Genomic DNA, 26,012 nt, shown 5'->3' with positions numbered 1-26,012 from the left:
GCTCGGGCTCCGGAGAGCCACTTCAGTGCAGGGCGGCTGCCAGGGCCGTCAGCGTCTCGGAGCAGCCCCCGTCCAGCCGCGCGGTGGCGAGCGTGTCGCCCCGCGTCGCTCCGCGGTTGACGATCACGACCGGCAGCCCGAGCCGGTGCGCGTGGCGGACGAACCGGAGCCCCGACATCACGTGCAGTGACGAGCCGGCGACCAGCAGCGCGCCGTTCAGCACAGCGATGGTGTCGACGAGGTCGTAGCAGCGGGCCACCCGCTCCCGCGGCACGTTCTCGCCGAAGAACACGACGTCCGGCTTCAGCACGCCACCGCACGCGTCGCAGGGCGCGACGCGGAAGCCGGCCACGTCGACGAGGTCGGCGTCGCCGTCCGGCCGGGCGGTGGGGGTGCCGGTGTGGAGGTCCGCGAAGCCGGGGTTCAGCGCATCGAGGCGGCGCTGCAGCTCCGCCCGGGACGTGACGGCCCGGCAGCCCAGGCACGTGACATCCGCGATCCGCCCGTGCAGCTCGACGACCGCGCCGCTGCCCGCCCGCGTGTGCAGCCCGTCCACGTTCTGCGTGATCAGGCCGGCGAGCACGCCCGCGCGTTCCAGGGCGGCCAGGGCGGCGTGGCCTGCGTTCGGGACCGCGCGCGAGACGCGCGCCCAGCCGACGTGGCTGCGTGCCCAGTACCGCCGCCGCGGATCCTCCCCGGAGACGAACTCCTGGAAGGTCATCGGGCTGTGCCGCGGCGCGCCGGGGCCGCGGTAGTCCGGGATCCCGGAGTCGGTGGAGAGCCCTGCCCCGGTGAGCGCCACCAGCGGCCGGCCCCGAAGCAGGTGGCGGACCCGGTCCAGGTCGGGGGCGGCGAGCACGTCCACGCGACCACCGTACGGCGCCGCGGGGGCAGTGGTGGAATGCTCGCGTCGTGGCCGACGGACCGAAGGCGTACTGGATCAACGTGTTCACGAGCATCGGCGACGCGGACAAGCTCGCCGAGTACGCGCGGCTCGCGACTCCCGCGATCGCCGAGAGCGGCGGCCGGTTCCTCGCCCGCGGACCCGCCGCCGCGGTGCTGGAGGGCGCGGGGGACGCGGACCGCACGACGCTCATCGAGTTCGACAGCGTCGACGCGGCGGTGGCGTGCTACCACTCCGAGGGCTACCAGCACGCGTTGAAGGCGCTCGGCGACAGCGCGACCCGCGAGCTGCGGATCGTTCGCGGCGCGTAGCTACCCCACCCAGGACGGCGGGCGCTTCTCCGCGAACGCCCGCATCCCCTCCTGTCCCTCCGCGCCGGCGAAGAACTGCGCCGAGAGATCCAGCATCCGGGCGAAGCGCTCCTCGAGCGTGCCCTCCGGCGGGGCCTGGAGCAGCTGCTTCGTCGCGGCGAGCGCGCCCGGCGCGCCGAGGCGCAGCATCCCGACGTAGCGGGCCACCTCGGCGTCCAGCCCCTCCGCGGGGACGGCGGCGTTGATCAGGCCGATCTCAGCGGCACGACGGGCGTCGAACGTCTCGCCGGTGAGGTACAGCTCCTGCGCGGCCCGGGGCAGGAGCCGCGGCAGCACCGTCACCGAGATCACCGCCGGCACCACGCCGATCCGCACCTCGCTGAACGCGAACGTGGCGTTCTCCGCGGCCACCGCGATGTCGCAGGCCGCGACGATCCCCACCCCGCCCGCCCGGGCAGGGCCCGACAGCCGCGCGATCACCGGCTTCGACGAGGTCAGGAGGGTCTGCAGGATCCGGGGCACCTCGTTGACGCCCTGGTCCTGCGCGGCCGCCCCACGGGACTCCTTGAGGTCCATGCCCGCGCAGAACACCGTGCCGGTGTGGGTCAGCACCACGACCCGGACGGCGTCGTCGGCGAGCACGGCGTCGAGGTGGGCGAGCAGCTCGCCGCGTAACTGCCGGGAGAGCGCATTGCGGTTCGCGGGGGAGTCCAGGGTGACCGTCGCGACCCCGTCGGTGATGTCGAGACGGACCAGCTCGGTGCTCATGTGCCGGACCGTATCGCGCGTGATCAGCCCATCGGCACCCCCACGTAGGCCCGGGCCTGCAGACCGAACAGCTCCGCGTAGAGCCCCGGCCGGGCCATCAGCTCGTCGTGCGTGCTCGTCCGCGACGACGACGGGGCGTCGCGGTAAAGCCCGCGGGCGACGCCGACGCGCTGCCACTGACCGCCGGAGAGGTCGCGGCCGTTCTGGAAGTGCCGCGACAGCAGGGTCTCCCAGCCGGCCGGGAGATCGGCCGCCACCTCCGCTGCCACGGAGCGCGCGGCGGCGTCGGCGAGCAGCTCGCCGGACGTCGGCTTGCCCGAGCCGTTCTCCCCGACGAGGGCGACGATCTCGCCGCGGCGCAGCGTGAGGTCGACACCGTCGAGGGCGGCCTCGACCTGGCCGGGGCAGCGGAAGCGCACGTCCCGCAGCGTGATCGTCGCGGGCGAGCGCGGCGCCTCGGCGGTGGCGGGCTGCGGCGGCGGGTGGCGCAGTCCGCGACGCAGCGAAGGTAGAGCTCCAGGTAGAAACCCTGCTCGAAGAGCTGGTTCGTGGCGTAGACCGTGGTGCGCAGCGCCGTCGCGGTGGTGCGCATCGCGAGGACGGCTGCCCCGGCGAGGGCGAGCGGCAGCGAGCCCGTCACCACGAGAGCCCCGAGAAGCACGTACACCAGCCCGGTCGCGACGCCGCCGACGGCGCGCCCCGCCAGCACGACGCGGTTCTTGCGGTGTTCGACGGCGACGTGACGAAGCCCTCTGCCCAGGACGGCGTGTGCAGGTCGTCGGCGCCGACGAGCGCCGGTGCGGACGACGGGCCGGGAACGTGGCCGTGGTGGCGGTGGTGCTTGGCGGTGCGGACTCGCGACCCAACGGGCCCCCTCGGCGGATCGGCGCGACCGTGTGATCGTCCTCTCCGGACGCCCGTCGGGCGAGTGGATGACGCAAAGCTGGGAGGCTTCCCACAACCACGCGAGATCCAGTGTCCGCCCTCGTAGAATGGTTGCGGTGACCGGTGCATCGACGATCGTGATCGTCGGGGCCGGCCCCCGCGGCGCGGGGATCCTGGAGCGGATGGCGGCGAGCCTGCCGGAGCTCGGACCCGAGCGGCTCGACGTCCACCTGGTGGACCCTTATCCCGCGGGTGCGGGACGGATCTGGCGGCGGGAGCAGTCGCCGCTGCTGGCGATGAACTCGATGGCCGCGGACGTCACGATGTTCACCGACGACACCGTCGTCTGCGAGGGGCCGATCCGGCCGGGACCGTCGTTCTGGGAGTGGGCGCGGGACCGGCTCGATCCCGAGCTCGACCCCGAGCTGGAGCAGGAGCGCGACGCCGTCACGCCGTCGACGTTCCCGTCCAGGCGCCTCCAGTGCGCCTACCTGTCGTGGGTGCTGCGCCGGGTGATCGGCGACGCGCCGCCGGGCCTGCGCGTGCACGTGCACCGGTGCCGGGCGCTGGGGCTCGGCGAGGAGGGCGGACGCCAGGTCGTCACCCTCGACGGCGGGGTGGTGCTGCGCGCGGACGCCGTCGTGCTCGCGTCGGGGCACCTCGACGCCGCTCCCACCCCGGACGAGCGCGCGCTGGCCGCCACGGCGGTCCGGCGGGGCCTGCGCTACCTGCCGCCAGAGCAGACCACGGACTCCGACCTCTCCGGGCTCGCGCCGGGGGAGCGGGTGCTGGTGCGGGGGATGGGCCTGGCGTTCATCGACCTGCTGGTGCTGCTGTTCGAGGGTCGCGGCGGGCGCTACGTGCCGGACGGGGACGGGCTGCGCTACGTCGCGTCCGGCGCGGAGCCGCGCCTGGTCGTGGGCTCGCCCCGCGGGATGCCCTACCACTCCAAGACCCACTACGACCTGCGCGCGGGTCGCCCGCCGCTGCCCCGCTTCTTCGGACAGCAGGCCGTGGACCCGCTGATCGCGCGGGGCGGGATCGACCTGCGCCGCGACGCCTGGCCGCTGATGGCCAAGGAGATCGCCTGGGGCTGGTACCACGAGCTCGTCGTCGGCCATCCCGGCCGCGTTCGTCTGCCGTGGGCGGACTTCGCGGCCCGCTTCGCCGCGGCGGCGTGGGACTCCCCGGAGATGTTCGCGCTGCTGGCCGAGGCCGTCCCCGACCCGGTCGACCGCATCGATCTCGCCGCCCTGGACCGCCCACTCGACGGCGTCCACGCCCGCACGCTGCGCGACTTGCAGCCGCTCGTGCGGGGGCGCATCGCCGAGGACCTGCGCCAGCACGTCGATCCCGCGCACACCCCGCACCTCGGCGCGTTCGTCGCGATGCTGTCCGTGTACGGCGAGACCACGCGACTGGCCACCTCGGGTGCGCTCACCGCGCGTTCGCAGGCGTTCGACGTGGCGTGGTGGCAGGGGTTCTTCAACGGCGTCGCCTCGGGCCCACCCGGGTTCCGGGTGCGGGAGCTGCTGGCGCTGGCGCACGCCGGGTACGTGACGTTCCTCGGCGCCGGGATGCAGGTCGACGTCGGTGACGACGGGTTCCGGGCGACGTCCGCGTCGCTCGCGGGCGCCGAGCCGGTGACGGCGCGCGTGCTCGTCGACGCCCGGTTGCCCGACGCCAGCGCGTCCCGCTCGCTGGACCCGCTGCTCGCCGCGCTCGTCGCCCGCGGCGAGGCCGTCGAGGAGGTCCTGTACGAGGACGGCGAGGTGCTGCGCAACACCGGCCTCGTCCGGGTACGGGCGGCGGACGGGGCGCTGGTCGACGCCGCGGGGCGGGCGCATCAGCGCCGGTTCGCGGTCGGGCCGCACACCACGGTGAAGGTGGCGGGGGCGTTCACGCGGCCCGGGATGAACGCGCAGAGCCTGCGCTACAACGATGCCGTCGCCCGTGCGGTGCTGCGGGCCGTCGGGGGCGCCGGGGCCCGCCTGGCCGCCTGATCCGTACCGGCTCGCCGGCCCGCGCTGAGCGGCACCCTCGTACGCACGGTGCGTACGAGGGTGCCGTCGGTATCGGCCCTCAGCTCCCGAACCCGCTGAACAGCAGCACCGCGAGCCCGAGCCCGACCACCAGGTTCACGCCGGTGGCCGCCCCGAACACCGCGACGGGCCGCCAGCCCGCCTCGCGCAGCGGCGCGACGCGGAACTCCAGCCCGATCGAGACGAACGCGAGGATGAGGAAGAGCGTCCGCAGGTCGTTCACGGTGGCGATCGCGGACTTCGACGCGTCCGCTCCGACCGCGCCGATGTAGAGCGTGGCGATCACGGAGGCGGCGAGGAACCCGAGCACGAACTTCGGGAACCGCTCCCAGAACTCGCCGAGGCGCGGCCGCGCGTCCGCGACCTTCTCGATCTTGAGGGCGAAGTACGCCGTCAGGGCCACCGCGACGACGCCGAGCAGCGCGTTCTGGGTGGTCTTGACGATCGTGGCGATCTGCAGCGCCTCCTCGCCCGCGATCGCCCCGGCGGCGCTCACGGCGGCGGTGGTGTCGATGTTGCCGCCGATCCACGCCCCGCCGACGGGCTGGGAGAGACCGAGGAGGTCCACCAGCGCGGGCAGGATGAAGATCGACGGCAGCGCGAAGACGATGACGAGGCTCGCCGTGTAGGCCAGCTGCTCCTTCTTCGCCTGCACGGCGCCCGCGGCCGCGATGGCCGCGCTCACCCCGCAGATCGAGACGGCCGAGGACAGCAGCGCCCGCAGCTTCGCGTCCACGCCGAGCACGCCGCCGAGCCACCAGGTGAACCCGAAGACGACGCTGATCAGCAGCAGCGCCTGCAGGATCGCCGGCCCGGCGGCGCTGACGATCACCGCGAAGTTGATCGACGCACCGAGCAGCACCAGCCCGGTCTTGATGAAGAACTCGGTGCGGAAGCCGCCGGCGAGCCGGTCCCGCAGCCCGAGCTGGGTGAGCACGACGTTGCCGAGCAACCCGAGGATGATCGCGTACACGGGGTACTCGATCGCCTTGGCGATGCTGCCGAAACCGGTGCCCTTCGTCGCGGCGGGCACCCAGCCCTCCAGGAACCGGGTGACCGCTGCGAGCGCGACGACGACGGCCACGCCGCCGAGCGCCCAGGCGAGACCGTCGCGGCGGGAGTCGCGGGTGGAGGTCTGCGTGCTGTCCAGGCTCACGGGACCACCCACCCCGGGAGCGCGCCGAGCAGGACGAGCGCGAGCAGGACGAGGCCGACGATCGTGGCGAGCCAGTCCTCGTTCAGCGCGAGCCGCCGCTGTGCCGCCACGGTGCCGTCACGGGTGCCGTCGGAGCTCTCTTCGGAGCTGTCCTCCGAGCTGTCTTCTGAGCTGTCGTCCGAGCCGCCGTCCGCGGGTGCGTCGGCGGCGTCCGTGGGCGCACCGTCACCCCCTGGGCGGGTCTCGGGGGCGCTCACCGGGCTTCCCCGTCGATCCCGCGCAGCGACGGGTCGGGGATGCGCGGGTGGCGGCGCAGCGCGTCGCGGGCGACGGCGAGCTCGTGCGCCACCTCGGCGGTGATCAGCTCGGCGTGCAGCGCACCGTGGGGTTCGGGTGGGGTCAGCGACCGGTGGCGGCGCACCAGGTCGTCGAGGGAGTCGAGCAGGCGGGCGGCGACCCGCTCACGGGCCACCTCCCAGGAACGTACGGACATGGTTGGGCTCCAGGGTTCGAGGTGACGGGGGACGGCGGGTCCCGCGACACAGCGCACTGGAGGTCCGGAGGTGGTCGACGGTGAGCCGCCGGGTGAGCAGGGGGATCACGACGTCAGGGCCAGTCCCCGGGCGCGCAGCACCCGGCGCTCGATCGGCCGGAACACGAGCAGCTCGATCCCGATGCCGACGATGAGGATCAGGATGATCGCGGCGAACACCTCGGAGATGTTGTTGAAGTCGCTGCCCTGCTTGAGGTAGGCGCCCAGGCCGAACCCGAGCTGCGGCGACGTCGCGATGATCTCCGCCGCCATGAGCGAACGCCACGAGAACGCCCAGCCCTGCTTGCAGCCCGCGACGTAGCCGGGCAGCGCGGCGGGCAGCGCGATGAGCCGGGCGGCCGCGATCCGCGAGGCGCCCATGACCCGGCCGACACGGGGCAGGATGGGCGGGATCTGGTCGATGCCGGCCACCAGGCCGTTCGCGATGGACGGGATGGAGCCCGCGAGCACGACGAAGTAGATCGTGGCGTCGGTGAGGCCGAACCAGAGCACGGCCGCGGGCACCCACGCCACCGACGGCAGGCTCTGCAGGCCCTGCAGCAGCGGCCCGATCGCGGCACGCACGAACGGGACGTTCGCCACGAGCAGACCCAGCGGGGTGGCGATCACTACGGCGGCGGCAAAGCCGATGAGCGCGCGGCTGACCGACGTCCAGACGATGTCGAACAGCCTGCCCTCGGCGACGGTCTCCTGGAACTGGTCCCAGACGTCCGCCGGCGCGGGCAGCTGGTACTCCGGCCAGATCGCCGCCGCCCACAGCAGCTGCCAGATGACGAGGAACGCCGCCAGCGCGAGCAGCGGTGGCACCACGTTGTGCACGATGCGGTGCCACCACGGCTCGTGGCTGACCGTAGGGGTGTCGAGGGCGTCGAGCCCGGACGCGAGATCGCGCTCGCGGTCGGACTCGACGACGTCAGGTGCGGGCATGGCCGGCGATGACCTGGCGCAGGTCCGAGGTGATCTCGGCGGTGAGGAGCTCACGGTCCGCCTGGTCCGCGTCGGGGCGGATGTTCCACTCCCGCACCACGGTGCCGGGCCGTGACGACAGGAGCACCACGCGCTGCCCGAGCCGGACCGCCTCGCGCACGTCGTGCGTGACGAACAGGACGGCGGTACCGGTGGTCGCCCACACGCGGGTGAGCTCGCCCTGCAGGTGGTCGCGGTTGATCGCGTCCAGCGCGGCGAACGGCTCGTCCATGAGCAGCAGGCCGCCCTGGGAGCCCTCCTCGGGCTGCGCCGCGGCCAGCGCGCGGGCGAGCGCCACGCGCTGACGCATGCCGCCGGACAGCTCGTGGGGCCGCTTGCCCGACTGTCCCCCGAGGCGTACCAGCTCCAGCAGCTCCCCGGCGCGGTGGCGCCGCCGAGCCCGCGAGACACCGGTGAGCCGCAGCGGCAGCTCGACGTTGCGGCCCGCGGTGAGCCAGGGCAGCAGCGCGGGCTCCTGGAACATCACGGCCGGGCGCCGGACGGCGACGTCGACCTCGCCCGTGGTCGGCCGGTCCAGCCCGGCGACGAGGTTGAGCAGCGTGGTCTTGCCGCAGCCGGACGCGCCGAGCAGGACCACGAACTCGCCCTGGCCGACCTCGAGGTCGATGCCGGTGAGCGCGGTGACGGCGTCCTGGCCGCGACCGAACACCTTGTCGACGCCGCGCAGATGCGCGACCAGCGACGAGGTGTCCCGGGTCGGGCGGTCGAGGGCGAGGGTCATCCGGTGCCTCCGGGCTTGTCGAGACCTGCGGCGTCCACGGGCGGCTTGCCTGCTGCGGCGAGTTCGGCGTTGAGCAGGGTGAGATCGGCGAACCCGGCGAGGTTCGTCGGCTCCTTGGTGATGCCCGCGGTGACGGAGTCCTGCGCGAGCTGCGGGAACGTGGAGGCGATCGGGTCCGGGCCGATGCTGATGTTGCTGAACGCGCGGTCGATGACCGGTCCGGGCAGCTCGTTGCCCGTGAGCTTCTTCAGGCCCTGGTTGACCAGCGTCTTCGCCCGCGCCGGGTCGGAGTTGATCTCGTCGATCGCGGCGAGGTGTGCGCGGAGCAGGGCAGTGACGGTGCCGGGGTACTGCTTGAGGAACTCGGTGCGGACGATCACCACGGTGGTGGGGAACTTCCCGTCCGGCCACAGGGTCTTCTCGTCGACGAGCACCGTGGCGCCCGCGTCCAGCACCAGGCGCGAGCTCCACGGCTCGGGCAGCCAGCCGCCGTCCACGTCGCCGGACCGGAACGCGTCGAAGGTCCGCGGGTTGTCCAGGTTCGCGATCGTGACGGCGTCCGGGCCCTCACCGGCCGCGAGCCCGTTCTCGGGCAGCCACTTCTTCAGCGCGATGTCCTGGGTGTTGCCCTTCTGCGGCGTCGCGATCGTGCGGCCCTTGAGCTGTTCCGGTGACGTGATCTCGGGCTTCACGACGAGCTGCGCGCCCTCGCCGACCGCGCCCGCGATCAGCCGGACCGCCTCGCCGTTGGACTTCGCGAACGCGTTGATCGCCGGGCCGGAGCCGATGAAGGTGGCGTCCAGCGATCCGCCGAGCAGCGCGTTGACCGCCTCGCCGCCCGCGTTGAAGTTCTGCGTGGTGAGCGTGGTGGCGCCGAGCTCCTTCGTGTAGAGCCCGTCCTCGACGGCGACGATCGCCGGCGCGTGGGTGACGTTGGGGAAGTAGCCCAGCCGCAGCTCGGGGGCGGTGGCACCCGCGTCGCCGGCGGGGGCCGAGGAGGAGCCCTCGTCGGCGCGCGAGCAGGCGCCGAGCGCGAGGGTGGCGACGAGGGCGAGTGCGGCTGCGGCGAGCCGACGGGTCGGGGTGCGCATGGGTGGTCCTTCCGGGCGTGGCGGGGTGCGCGCTGACGGGGGCGCAGCAGGCCACCGGCCCGTTCAGGACGGGCGAGGGTGCGGTGGGGCGGCGCGGGCGAAGCGTCAGGCGGTGCGACAGCAGGCCACGGTGGACAGGCGCATCAGGTCGACGTGCAGCCGACGGACCAGCGCAGGCTGATCCAGGCGCAGCGTCGTAGGCACGGTGTCGATCCTGACAAAGTCGCCCGGGAGGGTCAACAATTCTCCCACCTGACAGGATGATGTGGTGCAGATCTCGGCCCGCGCCGACTACGCGCTGCGCGCGCTGTGCGTCCTCGCCTGTGCCCCCGACGGGGTATCCGTGAAGGCGGACGAGATCGCGGTGCGGCAGTCGGTCCCGCGCACGTTCCTCGACGCGATCCTCGTCGAGCTGCGCCGCGCGGGGATCGTGGAGAGCCGTCGCGGTCCCGACGGCGGGCACCGCCTGGCCCGGCCCGCCTCGGACATCACCGTCGCCGAGGTCATGCGGGTGCTCGACGGGCCGCTCGCGATGGTGCGCGGCCAGCGGCCCGAGCTGCACACCTACGACGGCTGCGCCGAGCACCTGCGCGACGTGTGGGTGGCGGTGCGCGCGAGCTTGCGCGCGCTGCTGGAACACACCACCGTCGAGCAGGTGGCGACGGGGACGCTGCCCGAGATCGTCACCCGCTTCACCGCGGAGGAACGCTCCTGGCGATCGGTGTGGCCGCCGCCCCAGAGCTGATCTTCCGGCCGCCGCGGCTACCCTTCGGAGCCGTCCCAGCCGAGGGGGATCGGATCCGATGCAGTCCCGAGCGCAGGCCCGTGCCCTGCTCGCCGCGGTGCTCGCGATCGTCGCCGCCGCCGGGGTGGTGGTGGGCTGTTCGAGCACCGGCACCGTCGACGGGCCCACCGTCCGGCTCGCGCCGCAGGCCGTACCGGTCGACGCGCCGGAGCTCGCGAACCCGTTGCGTGGCCAGTACCAGTGGTTGAAGAACGGGCCGGCCCCGGAGGACTGGCCCGCCCCGGACGTCTACCACCGCGACCAGATCCGCTGGGCGGGCGGGTTGGAGCGGGTCCGCGGGCGCTACGACCTCGCCGCGATCGACCGCGGCCTCGCAGCGGCGGAGGCCGGGAAGGGCCTGTTCAGCTTCCGGGTCATGGCGTACTGCCCGGACTGCGGCGGCAACCTCGCCCCGGACTACGTCCCCCGACAGCCGGACGGGCAGCCGGACTGGAACAGCGAGGAGTTCCTCTCCGGCTACGCCGCGCTCATGAAGGCGATCGGCGCGCGCTACGACGCCGATCCGCGGCTCGGGTTCGTCGACGTCGGCGGCTACGGCTCCTTCGGCGAGTACCACCTGTCCAGCGACGACTCCGGCCCCATCGGCACCCCGATCACGCCCGAGAACTCGCGGCGGCTCGTGCAGTCCGTGCTCGACGCGTTCCCGTCGAAGTACGTGCTGATGATGACCCCGGACGCGGGGCTCCTGCGGGACGCGCTCGCGCTCTCGCCCCGCGTCGGGATCCGGGTGGACTGCGTCGGCAACGAGGGCTTCAAGGGCTCGAAGATCGACGAGGTGCCGGAGGCGCTGGAGCGGTGGCGGACCGCGCCGTGGATCGGCGAGTGGTGCGGGGACACCGACGTCCCGGACCAGTTCCAGCTCGGCCTGCAGCAGGTGCGCGACTACCACGTGGCCGCACTCTCCAGCGCGAACTTCCCGGGCGACTACGAGGACCTGTCGCCAGGGCAGCAGCAGACGTTCCAGCTGGTCAACAAGACCACCGGGTACCGGTTCGTGCTGGACGCCCTCACCGTGCCGCAGACCGTCGACCCGGGTTCCTCGATGACCGTGACGGCGGACTGGTCCAACGTCGGTGTCACCCCGGCCTACCTGCCGTGGGACGTCATGATCGAGCTGCGCGACCCCGCGGGCCGGACGGCCTGGTCGGGGCGCTCCACGGCCGATCTCGCGACGATGCCGCCCACGGCCGCCCCCGTGAGCGTCACCGACACCTTCGAGCTGCCCGATCTCGCTCCCGGGAGCTACTCCGTCGCCGTGCGCGTCGTGAGCCCCGCCGGGTACCTCGCGCCGATGCAGCTGGCCGTCGCCGGGCGGGCCGGTGACGGCTCCTACCCGCTGGGGACGCTGCAGGTCGAGGACTGACCGGTCCAGCCGCTCGTCGCGGGGGAGGTGCAGCTCGGCGCGCCGCGGACGGGTACGCCCGTCCCCCCGTTCACGGCGTCCGTCCTCCCGGCGAGCACCTTCCCGGGGGCACGAGAGCGGAGGAAACCATGACGACGGTCGGCATGCTGATCGCCTGCTTCTGCGCGGGCGTCGGCGGCGGTCTCGCGGGCTGGCGGGCGATGGACTGGGGTCTTGGCAGGCTGGCCGAGGCGCGCGGTCGCCGCTGAGCACCCGGGCGGCGCTGCCGGTCAGGCGCCCACCGGCAGCAGCCGGTCCAGCAGGTCGCGCATCGTGACGAACCCGCGCAGGGCGTCGCCGTCCTCGATGAGGGCGACGTGGGTGCGGCTGTCCCGCATCCGCCGCAGCGCCTCGTGGATCGGGGTGGTGGCGGCGAGGGTGAGCACCGGCTTGAGCAGGTCGGCGGCCGTCGTGTCCTCGGAGCGGGTGAGCGCGTCGCGGACGTGCACGATCCCGACGGGCTCGCCGTCGCGCTCGACGAGCAGTCGCAGGTGGCCGCTGTCGCGGGCGGCCGCGCGGATCCGGGAGGCCGCAGCGTCGGCGGGCACGCGGACGATGCGGTCGATCGGGAGCAGCACCTCGCGCAGCGGGGCCGAGTCCACCTCCAGCGCCGTGACGATCTGGTCGCGCCGCTGCCGGTCCAGCGCACCCGCGGTGGCGGAGTGGTCCACCAGCTCGCGCAGGTCCGCCGGGTTGCGGCCTTCCCCGACCTCGTCCACCGGCTCGACGCCTGCGGCCCGCAGACAGCGGTTGGCCAGCCCGTTCAGCAGGACGAGCAGCGGGCGGGTGGCCCACATGAACCCCCGCATCGGCAGGGCCAGGAGGATCGCCGAACGCTCCGGGTGTGCGATCGCCCAGGACTTCGGCGCCATCTCGCCCACGACCAGGTGCAGGAACGTCACCACGATCAGCGACAGCAGGAACGCGAGGACCCCCGCGGTGGCCGTGGGCAGGCCCCAGCTCGTGAGCAGCGGCTCCAGGGCCGCGTCCAGCGCGGGCTTCGCCACCGCGCCGAGGCCGAGCGTGCACAGCGTGATGCCGAGCTGGGAGCCCGCGAGCAGCAGGGACAGGTCGCGGGCGCTGCGCAGCGCGGCCCGTGCCGCGGCGCTGTGCTGCGCCTGCTCCTCCAGCCGGTAGCGGCGGGCCGCCACCAGCGCGAACTCGACGGCGACGAAGAACGCGCTCAGCGCGATCAGCCCGACCGACACGAGCACCGCCGTCAGGCTCACCGCGGCACCGCCCGGTCCTCGGTGGCCCCCTCGGTGGCGCCCTCGGCGGCGTCCTCGGTGGCATCCAGCCAGCGCAGCCGCACCTCGCGCGCGACGTGGCGGTCCACCGTGTGCACCCGGACCTCCAGGACGCGCTCCTCGTCCTCCTCGCCCGGCACCCGCACCGCCACGACGTCGCCCGGCTCGGGCAGCCTGCCCAGCTCCTTGACGGCCAGTCCGCCGATGGTCTGGTACGGCCCGTGCGGCAGGTCCGCGTCGACGAGCCGCTCCACCTCGTCGACGTGCATGCCGCCGGACACGAGCCACTCACCGTCCCCGGCGAAGGGCTCGTCCGCGCGGGGCCGGTCGTGCTCGTCGGTGATCTCGCCGACCAGCTCCTCCGCGATGTCCTCCATCGTGACCACGCCCGCGAGGTCGCCGTACTCGTCGACGACGCAGGCCAGCTCCTCACCGCTGTCGCGCAGCCGGGCCAGCACGGTGGGCAGCGGCAGCGAGTCCGGCACCATGACCGGCTCGCGCGCGACCTCCTCCACGCGGATGCCGTGCAGGTCCCGGCCCTCCAGGGCCAGGACGTCGCGCAGGCAGATCACGCCGACGACGTCGTCCGGGCCCGCACCCAGCACGGGGTAGCGGGAGTGGCCGGAGTTCATCCGCTCGACGACGGCGGCCACGGTGGTGCCGGCGCGCATCGACGCCACCTGCGGGCGGGGGATCATCGCGGCGCGGGCGGTGCGGTCGGTGAAGTCCAGGACGCGGTCCAGGAGCCACGAGAGCTCCTCGTCGAGATCGCCGCTCTCGCGGGACTCGTCGATGATCGCCTCCAGGTCGCGCGGCGTGGCGGCGTGCTCGACGTCGTGTACGGGCTCGATCCGCACGGCGCGCAGCAAGACGTTCGAGGCCGTGTCGAACAGGTGGATCAGCCAGCCGAAGATCCGCAGGTAGACGGCGGTGGACAGGGCCAGCGCGCGGGCGACCGGCTCCGGGCGGGCGATGGCGAGGTTCTTCGGGAACAGCTCGCCGAAGACCATCTGCACCACCGTGGCGATCAGCAGCGCGAGCACGGTGCCGATCCCGATGCCCACCGCCTGCGGGACGCCGATGCCGCCGAGCAGCTCGCCGACCCCCTCGCCGATCATCGGCTCGGCGACGTACCCGACGAGGAGCCCGGTGACGGTGATGCCGAGCTGGGCGCCGGAGAGCATGAACGAGGTGCGGCGCGTGATGGCCAGCGCCCGCCGCGCGCCGGTGTCACCGGCGTTCGCCGCCGCCTTGAGCCGCGACCGGTCCACGGCCATGTAGCCGAACTCCTGGGCCACGAAGTAGCCGGTGAAGGCGGTGATCGCCAGGACGATCGTGATGCCGAGCAGGATCTCGAGAGCGAGCGTCATCGCGACGCCCCGCGACGTCGACACCGCATACACCGACCGCGCAGGGCGGTGCCGGTATCACAGGACGGGGCCATGATCCTCTCGCAGGGGGCAGTCTGCTGCCGGTGCAACGTCGGGGGAGCGACTCTGGTTCCCGGGGCAGGACGAGCGTAGACCGCGGCGGGCCCCACCGCCGGGTGATCCGCGCGTCAGCGCGGCGTGCTGCCCGCGACGCGCCGGGATCGCGGTGTGCGCGGCGCGGCCGTTCCCGGCCCGGCGTCGACGACGACCTGCTGCAGCCGCTCCAGCGCGAGCGCGACCAGCAGGACGAGCACGGGCGTGCCCACGAACCAGACGAACGTCCACATGGCGAAGGCCTCCTCGGCGACCGCCCGGCGCGGCGGTCGTCCGTCCAGGCTGCTCGCACCGGGTGCCCGGCGGGATCCCCCTCCGGGCGAGGATTCCGGGACCGATCGGTGAGAGCCGCCTTACCGGACGGACAGGCTCGGCTGGAGACCCACCGCGGCCAGGGGCGTGCCCACCAGCCCCGCCGCCAGCGTGTTGCCGGTGGGCGGGTCGATGAGCAGGAAGCTGCCGGTGGCGCGCACGCGCTCGTACGCGTCGACGGGCAGCGGGTCGGCCGTGCGCAGCGACACGTGGGCGATGTCGTTGATCTGCAGCTGCGCTGGCGGCTCGGTGAACGTGTACGTCTCGGTGTCCAGCCGCTCGGTCACCGCGCCCACGATCACCTGCGTGGTGCGGGTGCCGTGCTTGAGCAGCAGCCGTGCGCCGGGCCGCAGCGGCTTCTCGGCGAGCCAGCACAGCGTCGCGTCGATCTCGTCGGTGACCCGCGGGGCGGCGTCGGCCGCGGCGAGGACGTCGCCGCGGGAGATGTCGATGTCGTCCTCGAGCAGGATCGTGACGCTGCGGCCCGCGCCCGCCGACGCCAGCGGGCCGTCCGCGGTCTCGACGGCGGCGACGCGGGTGCGCCTGCCGCCGGGCAGCACGACCACCTCGTCGCCGGGGGCGACGGTGCCCGCCGCGACCTGGCCCGCGTAGCCGCGGTAGTCGTGCAGGTCGCGCCCGTCCCAGGCGGAGCCTGCGGTCGCGGTGTCCGCGCCGGGGCGGATCACGTACTGCACCGCCATCCGGAACGGGGCGTCCTCCTCGGGGCCGGTGACGGGCACCGACTCCAGGTGCCCGAGCAGCGTCGGCCCGTCGTACCAGGGGGTGCGCTCCGAACGCTCGACGACGTTGTCGCCGACCAGCGCAGACACCGGGATCGTGACGACGGCGTCGTCCGTGTAGCCCAGCGTGCGGGCGAGCCCGGCGAACTCCTTCGCGATGGCCCGCAGCACACCCTCGTCGTAGTCGACGAGGTCGATCTTGTTGATCGCGAGGACCAGCCGCGGCACCCGCAGCAGGGCGAGGACGGCGGCGTGGCGGCGCGTCTGCTCGACCACGCCGTTGCGCGCGTCCACGAGCAGGACCGCGAGCTCGGCGGTCGACGCGCCGGTGACGGTGTTGCGGGTGTACTGCACGTGCCCCGGGGTGTCGGCGAGCACGAACTCGCGCGTCGGCGTGCCGAAGTAGCGGTAGGCGACGTCGATCGTGATGCCCTGTTCGCGCTCGGCGCGCAGGCCGTCCACCAGGAGCGACAGGTCCGGCGTCGCGAGGCCCTTGTCCACCGACGCCCGGGTGACGGCCTCGATCTGGTCGGCGAGCACGGACTTGGTGTCGAAGAGCAGCCTGCCGACCAGCGTGGACTTGCCGTCGTCCACCGAACCCGCCGTCGCGAAACGTAGGAGATCGCGCGGCGCCGTGGTGTCCATCAGAAGTAGCCTTCCCGCTTGCGGTCCTCCATCGCCGCCTCCGACAGGCGGTCGTCGGCGCGCGTCGCGCCACGCTCGGTGAGCCTCGAGGCCGTGACCTCGGCGATCACCTCGTCCAGCGTCGTCGCCGTCGACTCCACCGCTCCGGTGCAGGAACCGTCCCCGACGGTCCGATAGCGCACCGTCCTGCGTTCCACCGTCTCGCCGCCCCGCGGGCCGCCCCACGGTCCCTCCGCCAGCCACATCCCGTCCCGGTGGAAGACCTCGCGCTCGTGGGCGTAGTAGATGCTCGGCAGCTCGACCTGCTCGCGCTGGATGTAGCGCCACACGTCCAGCTCGGTCCAGTTGGAGATCGGGAACACCCGCACGTGCTCGCCGGCGGCGTGGCGGCCGTTGTAGAGGTTCCACAGCTCGGGGCGCTGCGTGCGCGGATCCCAGCGGCCGAACCCGTCGCGCAGGCTGAGGATGCGCTCCTTGGCCCGCGCGCGCTCCTCGTCGCGGCGACCGCCGCCGAACACCGCGTCGAACCTGTGGGAGTTGATCGAGTCCAGCAGCGGGACGGTCTGCAGCGGGTTGCGGGTGCCGTCCGGGCGTTCGGTGAGGCTGCCGTCGTCGATCCAGTCCTGCACGTGGGCGACGTGCAGGCGCAGGCCGAGGCGCTCGACGAGGGCGTCGCGGAAGTCGATGACCTCCGGATAGTTGTGGCCGGTGTCGACGTGCAGCAGCGGGAACGGCACCCGCGCGGGCGCGAACGCCTTGACGGCGAGGTGCACCAGCAGCGTCGAGTCCTTGCCACCGGAGAAGAGGATCACGGGGCGGTCGAACTCGCCCGCCACCTCGCGGAAGATGTGGATCGCCTCGGACTCGAGCGCGTCCAGGGCGTCCATCGTGGTGGCCGTCGCCGTGGTCACCGGGTCCCCCTGCGCGTCGAGAACGACGTTCTGCTGATCAACAAGGCCTCCGGAGCTGCGTAACGTCGTTCTCGACGGTGTCCCTGGCTCATCCGTGCAGCCCGCACTCGGTCTTCTCCCGCCCCGCCCAGCGGCCCGAGCGCTTGTCCTCGCCCGGCAGCGGCTTGCGCGTGCACGGGGCGCACCCGATCGACGGATAGCCGGCCGACACCAGCGGGTTGACCAGCACGCCGTGCTCGTCCACGTAGGCGTCCATGTCGTCGTCGGACCACGCGGCCAGCGGGTTCACCTTCACCAGGCCGAACTTGTCGTCCCAGGTGACGAGCGGGGTGTTCGCCCGCGTCGGTGCCTCGACGCGGCGCACGCCGGTGACCCACGCGTCGTAGCCGGCGAGGGTGCGCTCCAGCGGCACGACCTTGCGCAGGAAGCAGCAGCGGTCCGGCTCGCGGGCGAACAGGTCGCGGCCCAGCAGCGCGTCCTGCTCGGCGACGGTGTGCTCGGGCAGCGCGTCCACGACGTTCACGTCGTAGACCGTGGCGACGGCGTCGCGGGTGCCGATCGTCTCCGGGAAGTGGTAGCCGGTCTCCAGGAACAGCACGTCCACACCCGGCATCGCCTTCGCCGCGAGGTCGATGAGCACGGCGTCCTGCATGTTCGACGCCACGATGACGCGGTCGCCGAACGTCCGCGCGGTCCAGGCGAGCACCTGTTCGGCGGTCGCGTCCGGCCCGAGCTCCTCGATGCCGCGGCGTGCGAGCTCCGGGCCGTCGGTGGTGGTCGGGATCACTGCCTCACCTCGGGTACTCCGATTCCGATCATGGTCAGGGCGAACGTGCGCAGGCACGACGCGCAGTACCACGCCCCCCGCGGGACCCGCTCGGTCTGCTCGGCCGGACGGAGGTCCTCCTCCCCGCAGTACGGGCAGTAGAAGGGCACGGCGCGCTCAGACACGTGCCCTCCTCGCCGGCGCTCGTCGGTCAGTGTCTGGCGACACTGCGTGGGTTGATGACCTCGCAGGCTCGGTCATGTGCACCGTCACTTGAGGTCGTCCTCGGCGGCCCGGGTGACCCACTGCGCGAACCGCTCGCCCGGCTCGCGCTGCGCGGCGAAGCGGCGCACCACCCGGTCCACGTAGTCGCCCAGATCCGCGCTCGTGACCTTCAGCCCGCGCAGCTTGCGTCCGAACCCGGAGTCCAGGCCCAGCCCGCCACCGAGGTGGACCTGGAAGCCCTCGACCTGGTTGCCCTCGGCGTCGGTGACGATCTGGCCCTTGAGCCCGATGTCGGCCACCTGGGTGCGGGCGCACGAGTTCGGGCAGCCGTTGAGGTGGATGGAGATCGGGACGTCCGGCACCACGTCGGCCAGCCGCTTCTCCAGCTCGTCCACCAGCCGGATCGCCCGCTCCTTGGTCTCGACGATCGCGAGCTTGCAGTACTCGATCCCCGTGCACGCCATCGTCGCGCGCCGCCACGGCGACGGGTTGCTCTGCAGGCCCAGCCCGTCCAGCTCGTCCACGAGCGCGGCGACGTTCTCCTCGGGCACGTCCAGCACGACGATCTTCTGCTGGGCGGTGAGCCGCACCCGGCGCGACCCGGCCGTCTCCGCGGCCTTGGCCAGCGCGATCAGCGTGGTGCCCGACACCCGCCCCGACGCCGGTGCGACGCCGACGTAGCGCAGGCCGTCGGTCTGCGTGTGGACACCGACGTGGTCGATCGGCCGCTCCGGGACCTCGGGTGCCGGCCCATCGACGAGCGTGCGGCCCAGGTACTCCTCCTCCAGCACGCGGCGGAACTCCGCCGCACCCCAGTCCGCGACGAGGAACTTGATCCGGGCGCGGTGGCGCAGGCGCCGGTAGCCGTAGTCCCGGAACACCGAGACGATGCCGCACCACACGTCCGGGATCTCGTCCAGCGGCACCCATGCGCCCAGCCGCTGCGCGATCTTCGGGTTCGTCGAAAGGCCCCCGCCGACCCAGACGTCGAAACCCGGTCCGTGCTCGGGGTGCACGACGCCGACGAACGACACGTCGTTGACCTCGTGCGCGACGTCCTGCTGCCAGGAGATCGCGGTCTTGAACTTGCGGGGCAGGTTCGAGTACGCCAGGTCGCCGACGTACCGGCGGACGATCTCGTCGATCGCGGGCGTCGGGTCGAGCTCCTCGTCGCGCGAGATCCCCGCGACGGGGGAGCCGAGCACCACGCGCGGGGTGTCGCCGCACGCCTCGGTGGTCTGCATCCCGAGGCTCTCCAGCCGCTGCCAGATCGCCGGCATGTCCTCGACCCGGATCCAGTGGTACTGGATGTTCTGGCGGTCCGTGACGTCCGCGGTGTCGCGGGCGTAGGTCTGCGAGATCTCGCCGAGGGCGAGCAGCTGCTCCGTGGTGAGCGCCCCGCCGTCGAGCCGCACGCGCAGCATGAAGTAGCTGTCGTCGAGCTCCTCGGGCTCCAGCGCCGCCGTCCGGCCGCCGTCGATGCCGGGCTTGCGCTGGGTGTAGAGCCCCCACCAGCGGAAACGGCCGCGCAGATCGGCCGGGTCGATCGAGTCGAAGCCGCGCTTGGCGTAGACGTTCTCGATCCGGGCCCGGACGTTGAGGCCGTTGTCGTCCTTCTTCGTGCGCTCGTTCGGGTTGAGGGGCTCGCGGTGGCCGAGTTTCCACTGGCCTTCGCCGCGCTTGCGCTTGACAGGGGTGGATGGGGGCACGTCGGAGCCTCCGGATCGCAGCCGGGCACGCGCCGGCCGGGTGGTGGGGGAGAAGGGGGCGTGGACGGGCGTCAGCGACAGAGCGCGCTGTCGACGCGCTGGAAGTCCACCCAGCGGCGCGCCACGAAGACCGGACGCAGCGCCGCGCACGTGGCAGGGCGTCCGAGGGCGCGCGTCGTCGTCACCTGCACAGGGTGCCACCCGTCCCGCCGTCCGGCCAAGACGGTCCAGATGGTGGGAGCCGGGTCACACCCATCGGTCGAACGACCGATGTCGTCCCCCGGCCGCGCACCCACACTCGGCCTCCCACCCACCGGACCGGAGGCCGTCATGACCAGCGCCACCCTCGCCCGCAACGAGGCCGCCCTGCACGCCGCGATCGAGCGCTGGAACGCCGGCGACCTGGAGGGCTACCTCGGGATCTACGACGACGGCGTCCTCCTGCACGGCTACACCCCCGAGCCGATGCCCAAGCCCGCCGTCCGGGAGTTCTACGCCGGCGTCATGGCGGCGTTCCCCGGCTGCCGGATCGCCGTCCACGAGACGTTCTCCGACGGCGACCGGCTCGTCTGCCGGTTCACCCTCACCGGCCGCCACGAGGGCCCGTTCCTCGGCGTCGCGGGCACCGGCACGGAGATCGCGCTGCCGGGGATCACGATCCTGCACTTCCGCGACGGCCGCTGCGTCGAACGCTGGTCGCATGCGGACATGCTCGGCGTGCTCGTCCAGGTCGGGGCGGTCCCCCCGCCCGCGTGACGATCACGGCCACCCGGCTGCGGCCGGGGTGGCTAGGGTGCGGTGCATGCACCACCACCGCAGCGGCAGCGGGGCGCCGCTCGTGCTGATCCACGGCGTCGGGCACCACTGGCAGGCGTGGGAGCCGGTGATCGACCGGCTGGGCGGCCGGTTCGACGTCCTCGCCTGCGACTCCCCGGGCTTCGGCCAGTCGCCGCCGCTGCCCGCGGGGACGGAGCCCACGCTGTGGGCCTACGTCGACGCCTTCGAGAGGTTCCTCTCCGAGCACGGTCTGGACGCACCCCACGTGGCCGGCAACTCCATGGGCGGGGCGATCGCCCTGGAGCTGGCCCGCCGCGGTCGTGTCGCGTCGGCCACGGCGTTCTCACCCGCCGGGTTCTGGACGGCCGCCGAGCGCCGCTACGCGCTGCTGTCGCTGGCGGCGTTCGCGCGGATGCCGATGGGGCTCCAGCCGGGGGTGCGGCGGCTGGCCCGCACCCCTGCGGGGCGGGCCGCGCTGCTCGCGCAGCTGGTGAAGCGGCCGTCGGCGGTGCCGTTCGACGTGGTCGACGCCACGCTCGTGGACGCGTTCGCCGCGCCCGCCTTCGCGGGGACGCTGGCGGCGTTCGAGCAGTACACGTTCACCGGCGGCGGTCAGCTGGACGGCGCCCGCGTCACGGTCGCCTGGGGTGACTGCGACCGGCTCCTGCCCTACGGTCGCCAGGCCCCGCGGGCCCGCAACGTGCTGCCCCACGCCCGGCACGTCACCCTCGACGCGGGGCACCTGCCGTTCTACGACGCACCGGACGCGGTCGCCTCGGTCATCCGGGCCACGGCGGCCGCCGCCTGACGTCTAGGGTCGCCCGCAGTCCGGGAGGGGTGGGCGATGTCAGGCGGGTTCGGACGACGGGTCGCGGCGCTGGTGGTCGCGGCGCTGGCCCTGCTCCCGGCGGGACAGGCCGCGCCCGGTCCGGACGCGGCTCGCGCGGTGTCGAGCGCTCCGGCTCCTCCGCCCGCACCCGCGGCGGGCGCATACCGCACGGTCGCGTGCAGCGAGCTGGACGTCGTCGTCCCGGACCTGCCCGCGCAGGTCGAGTGCGGGCGGCTCACCGTGCCCGAGCACCGCGGCGCGCCCGGTACCCGGGCGATCACCCTCGGCGTGCTCGTCGCCCGCGCCACCGGCCCGCAGCGGCAGCCGGACCCGCTGTTCTACGCGCAGGGCGGCCCGGGCGGCGCGACGATCTCCACCTTCCTCGCCGACCCGGGCCTGCTCGCCCGCGTCCCGCTCGCCCAGGGCCGCGACGTCGTGCTGTTCGACCAGCGTGGCACCGGTACCTCGCAACCGACGCTGTTCTGCCCGGAGCTGGACCAGCTGACGCTGCGCACCGTCGAGCAGGACATCCCCGACGAGGAGGCGACCCGCCAGGCGGTCGAGGCGACGGCGGCGTGCCGGGCGCGGCTCGTCGCCGAGGGGGTGGACCTCACCGGCTACACCACCGCCGAGAACGCCGCCGACGTGGACGCGCTGCGCCAGGCGCTCGGCTACGACCAGGTGAACCTCTACGGCGTCTCCTACGGTTCCGAGCTGGTCCTGGAGGTGCTGCGCCGCTTCCCCGGCAGCGTGCGCAGCGCCGTCCTGGACGGCGTCGTGCCCCCGCAGGTGAACTTCGTCGAGACCGTCGGTCCGAGCCTCGACGGCGCCCTCAGCGCGCTCGACGCTGCGTGCGCCGCCGATCCACCCTGCGCCGCCGCGTACCCGGACCTCGGCGCCACCCTCGCCGCCGAGATGGCGCGGCTGGACGCCACGCCCGCCCGCGTCCCGCTCACCGACCCGGACTCGGGCATCACCTACCTCGCCCCGATGCGCGGCGAGGACCTGCTCGGGGTGGTGTTCCAGGCGCTGTACCCGGCGTCGCTGGTGCGGGCGCTGCCGCTCCTGCTGGGCGCGGTGCAGCGCGACGACTACACCGCGCTGGGCGAGGTCGCGAGCCTGTTCCTGTTCGACCGGTCCACCGCCCAGGGCATGTACCTGTCGGTGCTCTGCGCCGAGGACGGCGACCTCGACCCGGACGCCGCACCGACGGCCGGGCTGCGCCCCGAGGTCGCCGCGTTCGGGCGCGAGGGCGTGACGAACCAGGCCGCCGGCTGCGCCGCATGGGACGTCCCCGCCGCGCGCGGTGCGGACGACCCCGTGACCAGCGACGTCCCGACGCTGCTGCTGTCCGGCCGGTTCGACCCGATCACCCCGGCGGGCAACGCCGCCCTCGCGGCGGGGACGCTGGAGAGGTCGCGCTCCTACACCTTCCCGACCACGGGGCACGGCGCGTTCGGCAGCGACCCCTGCGCCGAGGAGATCGTCGCCTCGTTCCTCGAGGACCCGGCCGGGCAACCCCGCGACGCCTGCCTCGAAGCCCTCGGCGGTCCGGACTTCTACACCGCCGACGACGTCGTCGAGCTGCCCGCGCTGCCGAAGGTGCTCGCGGCGAGCGGGACGACGCTGGTGCAGGTGGGCGTGTTCGCGGGCGCGCTGCTGGTGTTGCTCTCGGCGTGGTTCCTGCTGCCGCTCGCGTGGCTCCTTGGCCAGCTGCGGGGCGAGCGGCGGCCGGGCCCCCGCGCATGGCTCGCGCGCGCCGTCCCGTGGCTGGTGCTGGCGGACGGGCTGGTGATCGTCACGTTCGCCGTCGCGCTGGGTGTGGCGGTCTACTCCGCGTTCGGCACCGACGAGGCGCTCCTGCTGCTCGGGCTGCCCTCGGGATGGGCGTGGGTCCTGGTGCTCCCCGTGGTGGCGATGGTGCTGGGGGTGCTCGTGGCGCTCGGGGTGATCCTCGGGTTGCGCGGCGGCTGGCGGCTGTGGCGGCGGATCTACCTGGGCCTGCTCGGGGTCGCGGCGCTGAGCTGCTCGGTGCTGCTCGGGGTGTGGGCGCTGGCCTGACCCCGCGAGTTCCGCATTCCGCGGCCGCGAGTTGCGCATTCCATCAGCCCGTGTGCGGGTCGTGCTCCCGCGAGTTGCGCATTCCGTCAGGCTGTGTGCGTGTTCCGGTCGGATGAGAGGTGCAAGACGGCCTGACAGGATGCGGAACTCGCGGCCGTGGGATGCGGAACTCGCGGCCGTCGAATGCGGAACTCGCGGCCGTCAGATGCGCAACTCGCGGCCGTCGGATGCGGAACTCGCGGGGGTCAGGGGGCGCTGGCCTGGCCACGTCGAATGATCAGCTGAGGCTAAGCTCGCTCAGTGTCTCTGGGGTTCCGCTACGGCATCGAGCACGAGTGCGCCCTGCTGCGCACCGACGGGTCCCTCGCGGACTTCGCGAGCGCCACGTTCGAGGAGCTGCAGGGCGTCGTCGACGCCCTGCCCGAGACCGACGACCCGGACCTGCGCACCGGCGACCAGGGCATCAAGCGCAAGCGCTGGTACGTCGAGGGCTACGAGCGATTCGACCTCGACGGCGAGCTGGTGCGCTGCGACCCCAAGGGTCTGGAGATCCGCACCGCGATCCACGGCTCGGTGGAGGACACGACCGCCGCGCTCGCCTCGGACGCGGCGCTGCTCGACGGGGCCGCCCGCGCGCGCGGGCTGGTGCCGGTGACGGTCGGCTTCAACCCGCTGCGCTCCGCCTACACCGTGGACCCGCCGCTCAACGCCTGGGAACGTCGGCACCGGCAGGGTTCGCCGGAGGAGCGGACGGCCGACCTGCACATGGTCACCTACGGCCCGGACCTCAACCTCTCTCGCGCGGGCCTCGGCGGTGCCGCACTGGTCGACGTCGGCCGCAAGCTCACCTACTACAGCCCGTGGCTGGTGCCGCTGTCGTTCTCCTCGCCGTTCCGGGACGGGGCGCCGTGGGGCGGGCTGTCCGCGCGCACTGCGCTGCGGACGGGAGCGCGGCCCGCTGCGCTCGTCTTCCTCGGCCCGGGCGACGAGCAGATCCCGTCGGATCCGTCGCTCACCCAGCCGGCCCGGCTACCCGCCGAGATCGGGCGGATCGAGTTCAAGGCGTTCGACGCCTGCCCCGGCACGGATCTCTACGGCGAGCTGCTCAGCCTGCTCACCGGGCTGATCTGCGACGAGACGCTGCCCGGCCGCGCCACCGTCCCGGACGCCGCGGCGCACCGCCGGGTCGCGGGCCCGGGGCTCGCCGACGACGACGTCCACCGCTGCACCGGGGCGCTCCTCGACGCCGCCGAGCGGGCGCTCCCGGGTGCGGAGGCGCACGTCGCGCGGCTGGCGTCGCTGCGCGAGCGGTGGGCGCGCCGCGAGTGCCCGGCGACCGAGCTCCTGCGCCGCCACGCCGAGGGCGGGTCGCTGCCCGCGCTGCTCGCAGGCTGAGCCGTGGGCGGCCCGGTGAGCCCGGGCGGCCCCCCGGCGCCCGCTCCTGCCGTCCCTCTCCGAGCGAACCGGGGAGGCGGGCCATCGGCCGCTGAAACCCGTGGGGCGGCAGGGCGCGCGGACAGGGCGCTGACCGGGTCCGGAGGTGGTGTGAAGTCCGTCGCTCCACGGCGCGGCACCCCGGCCCGGGTGCAAGGCTTGTCGCGTCACAACCTGACGACCCGGGGACCCGGCGCACCGGGCCTCGAGGGAGGACGGACAACGATGTCTCAGCCCGATTCCCGCCTGCCCGCCGGCGAGGTCCAGGCCCCGTACCGCACCGGCCCGCCAGCCTCTGCGACGACGGCGACCGGTGCGACCGGCACCCTCAAGCCGAAGCGCACCCGCGTCCACCACCTCCGCGAGATGAAGGAACGCGGCGAGCGGTGGCCGATGCTCACCGCCTACGACGTGTACTCCGCGGAGATCTTCGACGAGGCCGGTATCCCGGTCCTGCTGGTCGGGGACTCGGCGGCGAACAACGTCTACGGCTACGAGAACACCCTTCCGGTGACGGTCGACGAGCTGCTGCCGCTGGTCAAGGCCGTGACCCGGGGGACCCGGCGCGCGATGGTGGTCGCCGACCTCCCGTTCGGCAGCTACCAGCTGAGCCCCGAGCAGGCGCTGGCCACGGCGTTCCGCTTCATGAAGGAGGCCGGGGCGCACGCGGTGAAGCTGGAGGGCGGGGCGCGGTTCGCGCCGCAGGTGGAGGCGCTGTCCGCCTCCGGCATCCCGGTCATGGCGCACCTCGGGTTCACCCCGCAGAGCGAGCACGCCCTCGGCGGGTTCCGGATCCAGGGCCGGGGCCACAGCGCGGAGCGCAGGCTCGTCGAGGACGCCCTGGCGCTGCAGGAGGCCGGCGCGTTCTCGGTGGTCCTGGAGATGGTGCCAGCGCACGTCGCGAAGCGGGTGACGGCCGAGCTCGTCATCCCGACGATCGGGATCGGCGCGGGCCCCGACACCGACGCGCAGGTGCTGGTGTGGTCGGACATGGCGGGCATGAACCGGGGCCGCAAGCCACGGTTCGTCAAGCCCTACGCCGACCTCGGCGGCCAGCTCCTCGACGCCGCCCGCCGGTTCGGCGACGAGGTGCGCGGCGGCGTCTACCCGGACGCGGAGCACTCGTACTCGTGAGCGGGTGAGGGCGGTCACCCCGGCAGGTGACCGCCCTCACCGCCACCCCACGTGCCGCTGGCATGCTGGCCCGCGTGCCTCCCCGCCGCAGGACCCTGCAGGCCGCCACCGTC

At 73.7% G+C, this 26,012-nt stretch carries 26 protein-coding genes; 9 read left to right on the top strand and 17 right to left on the bottom strand.

Annotated features, from left to right (window positions below):
• Positions 1-22: 22 nt before the first annotated feature.
• On the bottom strand, positions 23-865 hold the full coding sequence (locus AB7J25_RS16350; RefSeq protein WP_428509867.1) for an NAD-dependent protein deacetylase: 843 nt from the start codon (positions 863-865) through the stop codon (positions 23-25).
• Positions 866-912: 47 nt separating this feature from the next.
• Here AB7J25_RS16350 and AB7J25_RS16345 point away from each other — a divergent pair, with 47 nt between their 5' ends.
• Positions 913-1,215, top strand: a complete 303-nt coding sequence (locus tag AB7J25_RS16345) for a DUF1330 domain-containing protein (protein WP_428509865.1) — start codon at positions 913-915, stop codon at positions 1,213-1,215.
• Here AB7J25_RS16345 and AB7J25_RS16340 read toward each other — a convergent pair whose 3' ends face one another.
• Entirely contained in the window at positions 1,216-1,983 is a 768-nt protein-coding gene (locus AB7J25_RS16340; protein ID WP_428509863.1) for an enoyl-CoA hydratase-related protein, read from the bottom strand. It abuts the gene before it with no gap.
• 23 nt (positions 1,984-2,006) lie between these two features.
• The gene (locus tag AB7J25_RS16335; protein ID WP_428509861.1) at positions 2,007-2,402 is read right to left on the bottom strand and encodes an ATP-binding cassette domain-containing protein; all 396 of its coding nucleotides are present in this window, start codon (positions 2,400-2,402) and stop codon (positions 2,007-2,009) included.
• Positions 2,403-2,984: 582 nt separating this feature from the next.
• On the opposite strand from AB7J25_RS16335, the gene AB7J25_RS16330 reads away from it, so the two are divergent.
• Positions 2,985-4,871 (top strand): FAD/NAD(P)-binding protein, encoded by a 1,887-nt coding sequence (locus AB7J25_RS16330; protein WP_428509859.1) that lies wholly within the window; start codon positions 2,985-2,987, stop codon positions 4,869-4,871.
• 79 nt (positions 4,872-4,950) lie between these two features.
• Here AB7J25_RS16330 and AB7J25_RS16325 read toward each other — a convergent pair whose 3' ends face one another.
• The 6 genes from AB7J25_RS16325 to AB7J25_RS16300 all read right to left on the bottom strand — a co-directional run bounded on the left by AB7J25_RS16325 (position 4,951) and on the right by AB7J25_RS16300 (position 9,418).
• Positions 4,951-6,066 (bottom strand): YeiH family protein, encoded by a 1,116-nt coding sequence (locus AB7J25_RS16325; RefSeq protein ID WP_428509857.1) that lies wholly within the window; start codon positions 6,064-6,066, stop codon positions 4,951-4,953.
• Positions 6,063-6,323 (bottom strand): hypothetical protein, encoded by a 261-nt coding sequence (locus AB7J25_RS16320; protein ID WP_428509855.1) that lies wholly within the window; start codon positions 6,321-6,323, stop codon positions 6,063-6,065. The genes AB7J25_RS16325 and AB7J25_RS16320 overlap by 4 nt, the downstream gene beginning before the upstream one ends.
• On the bottom strand, positions 6,320-6,559 hold the full coding sequence (locus AB7J25_RS16315) for a hypothetical protein (protein ID WP_428509853.1): 240 nt from the start codon (positions 6,557-6,559) through the stop codon (positions 6,320-6,322). Before AB7J25_RS16315 ends, AB7J25_RS16320 begins: the two co-directional genes overlap by 4 nt.
• A 105-nt stretch (positions 6,560-6,664) precedes the next feature.
• Entirely contained in the window at positions 6,665-7,546 is an 882-nt protein-coding gene (locus AB7J25_RS16310; RefSeq protein WP_428509851.1) for an ABC transporter permease, read from the bottom strand.
• Positions 7,533-8,327, bottom strand: a complete 795-nt coding sequence (locus AB7J25_RS16305) for an ABC transporter ATP-binding protein (RefSeq protein WP_428509849.1) — start codon at positions 8,325-8,327, stop codon at positions 7,533-7,535. Before AB7J25_RS16305 ends, AB7J25_RS16310 begins: the two co-directional genes overlap by 14 nt.
• Positions 8,324-9,418: an ABC transporter substrate-binding protein gene (locus AB7J25_RS16300; protein ID WP_428509848.1), complete on the bottom strand. Its 1,095-nt coding sequence runs from the start codon at positions 9,416-9,418 to the stop codon at positions 8,324-8,326. Before AB7J25_RS16300 ends, AB7J25_RS16305 begins: the two co-directional genes overlap by 4 nt.
• A 268-nt stretch (positions 9,419-9,686) precedes the next feature.
• Between AB7J25_RS16300 and AB7J25_RS16295 the strand changes: the two genes are divergently transcribed.
• Positions 9,687-10,163 (top strand): RrF2 family transcriptional regulator, encoded by a 477-nt coding sequence (locus AB7J25_RS16295; protein ID WP_428509846.1) that lies wholly within the window; start codon positions 9,687-9,689, stop codon positions 10,161-10,163.
• 58 nt (positions 10,164-10,221) lie between these two features.
• Positions 10,222-11,586, top strand: a complete 1,365-nt coding sequence (locus AB7J25_RS16290) for a DUF4832 domain-containing protein (protein ID WP_428509844.1) — start codon at positions 10,222-10,224, stop codon at positions 11,584-11,586.
• A gap of 269 nt (positions 11,587-11,855) precedes the next feature.
• Here AB7J25_RS16290 and AB7J25_RS16285 read toward each other — a convergent pair whose 3' ends face one another.
• The 8 genes from AB7J25_RS16285 to AB7J25_RS16250 all read right to left on the bottom strand — a co-directional run bounded on the left by AB7J25_RS16285 (position 11,856) and on the right by AB7J25_RS16250 (position 19,664).
• Positions 11,856-12,854 (bottom strand): hemolysin family protein, encoded by a 999-nt coding sequence (locus AB7J25_RS16285; protein ID WP_428509842.1) that lies wholly within the window; start codon positions 12,852-12,854, stop codon positions 11,856-11,858.
• Positions 12,851-14,242, bottom strand: a complete 1,392-nt coding sequence (locus AB7J25_RS16280; RefSeq protein ID WP_428509840.1) for a hemolysin family protein — start codon at positions 14,240-14,242, stop codon at positions 12,851-12,853. The genes AB7J25_RS16285 and AB7J25_RS16280 overlap by 4 nt, the downstream gene beginning before the upstream one ends.
• Before the next feature lie 188 nt (positions 14,243-14,430).
• Positions 14,431-14,589, bottom strand: coding sequence for a hypothetical protein (locus AB7J25_RS16275; protein WP_428509838.1), 159 nt, complete (start codon positions 14,587-14,589; stop codon positions 14,431-14,433).
• 120 nt (positions 14,590-14,709) lie between these two features.
• Complete coding sequence (locus tag AB7J25_RS16270) at positions 14,710-16,053, bottom strand: sulfate adenylyltransferase subunit 1 (RefSeq protein ID WP_428509836.1); 1,344 nt, start codon at positions 16,051-16,053, stop codon at positions 14,710-14,712.
• Positions 16,053-16,964, bottom strand: coding sequence for a sulfate adenylyltransferase subunit CysD (gene cysD / locus AB7J25_RS16265; protein ID WP_428509834.1), 912 nt, complete (start codon positions 16,962-16,964; stop codon positions 16,053-16,055). The genes AB7J25_RS16270 and cysD overlap by 1 nt, the downstream gene beginning before the upstream one ends.
• Before the next feature lie 88 nt (positions 16,965-17,052).
• Entirely contained in the window at positions 17,053-17,748 is a 696-nt protein-coding gene (locus tag AB7J25_RS16260; RefSeq protein WP_428509899.1) for a phosphoadenylyl-sulfate reductase, read from the bottom strand.
• Positions 17,748-17,915, bottom strand: a complete 168-nt coding sequence (locus AB7J25_RS16255) for an Insertion element protein (protein WP_428509832.1) — start codon at positions 17,913-17,915, stop codon at positions 17,748-17,750. Before AB7J25_RS16255 ends, AB7J25_RS16260 begins: the two co-directional genes overlap by 1 nt.
• 84 nt (positions 17,916-17,999) lie before the next feature.
• Positions 18,000-19,664 (bottom strand): nitrite/sulfite reductase, encoded by a 1,665-nt coding sequence (locus AB7J25_RS16250; RefSeq protein ID WP_428509830.1) that lies wholly within the window; start codon positions 19,662-19,664, stop codon positions 18,000-18,002.
• Positions 19,665-19,994: 330 nt separating this feature from the next.
• Between AB7J25_RS16250 and AB7J25_RS16245 the strand changes: the two genes are divergently transcribed.
• From AB7J25_RS16245 to panB, 5 genes are all read left to right on the top strand, one after another.
• Entirely contained in the window at positions 19,995-20,420 is a 426-nt protein-coding gene (locus AB7J25_RS16245; RefSeq protein WP_428509828.1) for an ester cyclase, read from the top strand.
• Between the two features lie 46 nt (positions 20,421-20,466).
• On the top strand, positions 20,467-21,249 hold the full coding sequence (locus tag AB7J25_RS16240; protein WP_428509826.1) for an alpha/beta fold hydrolase: 783 nt from the start codon (positions 20,467-20,469) through the stop codon (positions 21,247-21,249).
• A gap of 36 nt (positions 21,250-21,285) precedes the next feature.
• A complete protein-coding gene (locus tag AB7J25_RS16235; RefSeq protein WP_428509824.1) occupies positions 21,286-23,331 on the top strand; it encodes an alpha/beta fold hydrolase in 2,046 nt (681 codons plus the stop codon).
• A gap of 300 nt (positions 23,332-23,631) precedes the next feature.
• On the top strand, positions 23,632-24,726 hold the full coding sequence (locus AB7J25_RS16230; protein WP_428509822.1) for a glutamate--cysteine ligase: 1,095 nt from the start codon (positions 23,632-23,634) through the stop codon (positions 24,724-24,726).
• 264 nt (positions 24,727-24,990) lie between these two features.
• Positions 24,991-25,899, top strand: a complete 909-nt coding sequence (panB, locus tag AB7J25_RS16225) for a 3-methyl-2-oxobutanoate hydroxymethyltransferase (protein WP_428509820.1) — start codon at positions 24,991-24,993, stop codon at positions 25,897-25,899.
• Positions 25,900-26,012 lie beyond the last annotated feature (113 nt).

It is taken from the genome of Pseudonocardia sp. (assembly GCF_050246655.1).
In the GTDB taxonomy this organism is placed as follows: Bacteria; Actinomycetota; Actinomycetes; order Mycobacteriales; family Pseudonocardiaceae; genus Pseudonocardia.
Note: the sequence above shows the minus strand (reverse complement) of the source record. Positions and strands in the feature narration are given on the sequence as shown.

Excerpts from the sequence above, each read along its gene's own strand:
- AB7J25_RS16270 (WP_428509836.1), bottom strand. The coding sequence starts at position 16,053 with ATGGACACCACGGCGCCGCGCGATCTCCTACGTTTCGCGACGGCGGGT.
- AB7J25_RS16275 (WP_428509838.1), bottom strand. The coding sequence starts at position 14,589 with ATGTGGACGTTCGTCTGGTTCGTGGGCACGCCCGTGCTCGTCCTGCTG.
- AB7J25_RS16290 (WP_428509844.1), top strand. The coding sequence starts at position 10,222 with ATGCAGTCCCGAGCGCAGGCCCGTGCCCTGCTCGCCGCGGTGCTCGCG.
- AB7J25_RS16340 (WP_428509863.1), bottom strand. The coding sequence starts at position 1,983 with ATGAGCACCGAGCTGGTCCGTCTCGACATCACCGACGGGGTCGCGACG.
- AB7J25_RS16280 (WP_428509840.1), bottom strand. The coding sequence starts at position 14,242 with ATGACGCTCGCTCTCGAGATCCTGCTCGGCATCACGATCGTCCTGGCG.
- AB7J25_RS16235 (WP_428509824.1), top strand. The coding sequence starts at position 21,286 with ATGTCAGGCGGGTTCGGACGACGGGTCGCGGCGCTGGTGGTCGCGGCG.
- AB7J25_RS16240 (WP_428509826.1), top strand. The coding sequence starts at position 20,467 with ATGCACCACCACCGCAGCGGCAGCGGGGCGCCGCTCGTGCTGATCCAC.
- AB7J25_RS16305 (WP_428509849.1), bottom strand. The coding sequence starts at position 8,327 with ATGACCCTCGCCCTCGACCGCCCGACCCGGGACACCTCGTCGCTGGTC.
- AB7J25_RS16310 (WP_428509851.1), bottom strand. The coding sequence starts at position 7,546 with ATGCCCGCACCTGACGTCGTCGAGTCCGACCGCGAGCGCGATCTCGCG.
- AB7J25_RS16315 (WP_428509853.1), bottom strand. The coding sequence starts at position 6,559 with ATGTCCGTACGTTCCTGGGAGGTGGCCCGTGAGCGGGTCGCCGCCCGC.
- AB7J25_RS16300 (WP_428509848.1), bottom strand. The coding sequence starts at position 9,418 with ATGCGCACCCCGACCCGTCGGCTCGCCGCAGCCGCACTCGCCCTCGTC.
- AB7J25_RS16245 (WP_428509828.1), top strand. The coding sequence starts at position 19,995 with ATGACCAGCGCCACCCTCGCCCGCAACGAGGCCGCCCTGCACGCCGCG.
- panB (WP_428509820.1), top strand. The coding sequence starts at position 24,991 with ATGTCTCAGCCCGATTCCCGCCTGCCCGCCGGCGAGGTCCAGGCCCCG.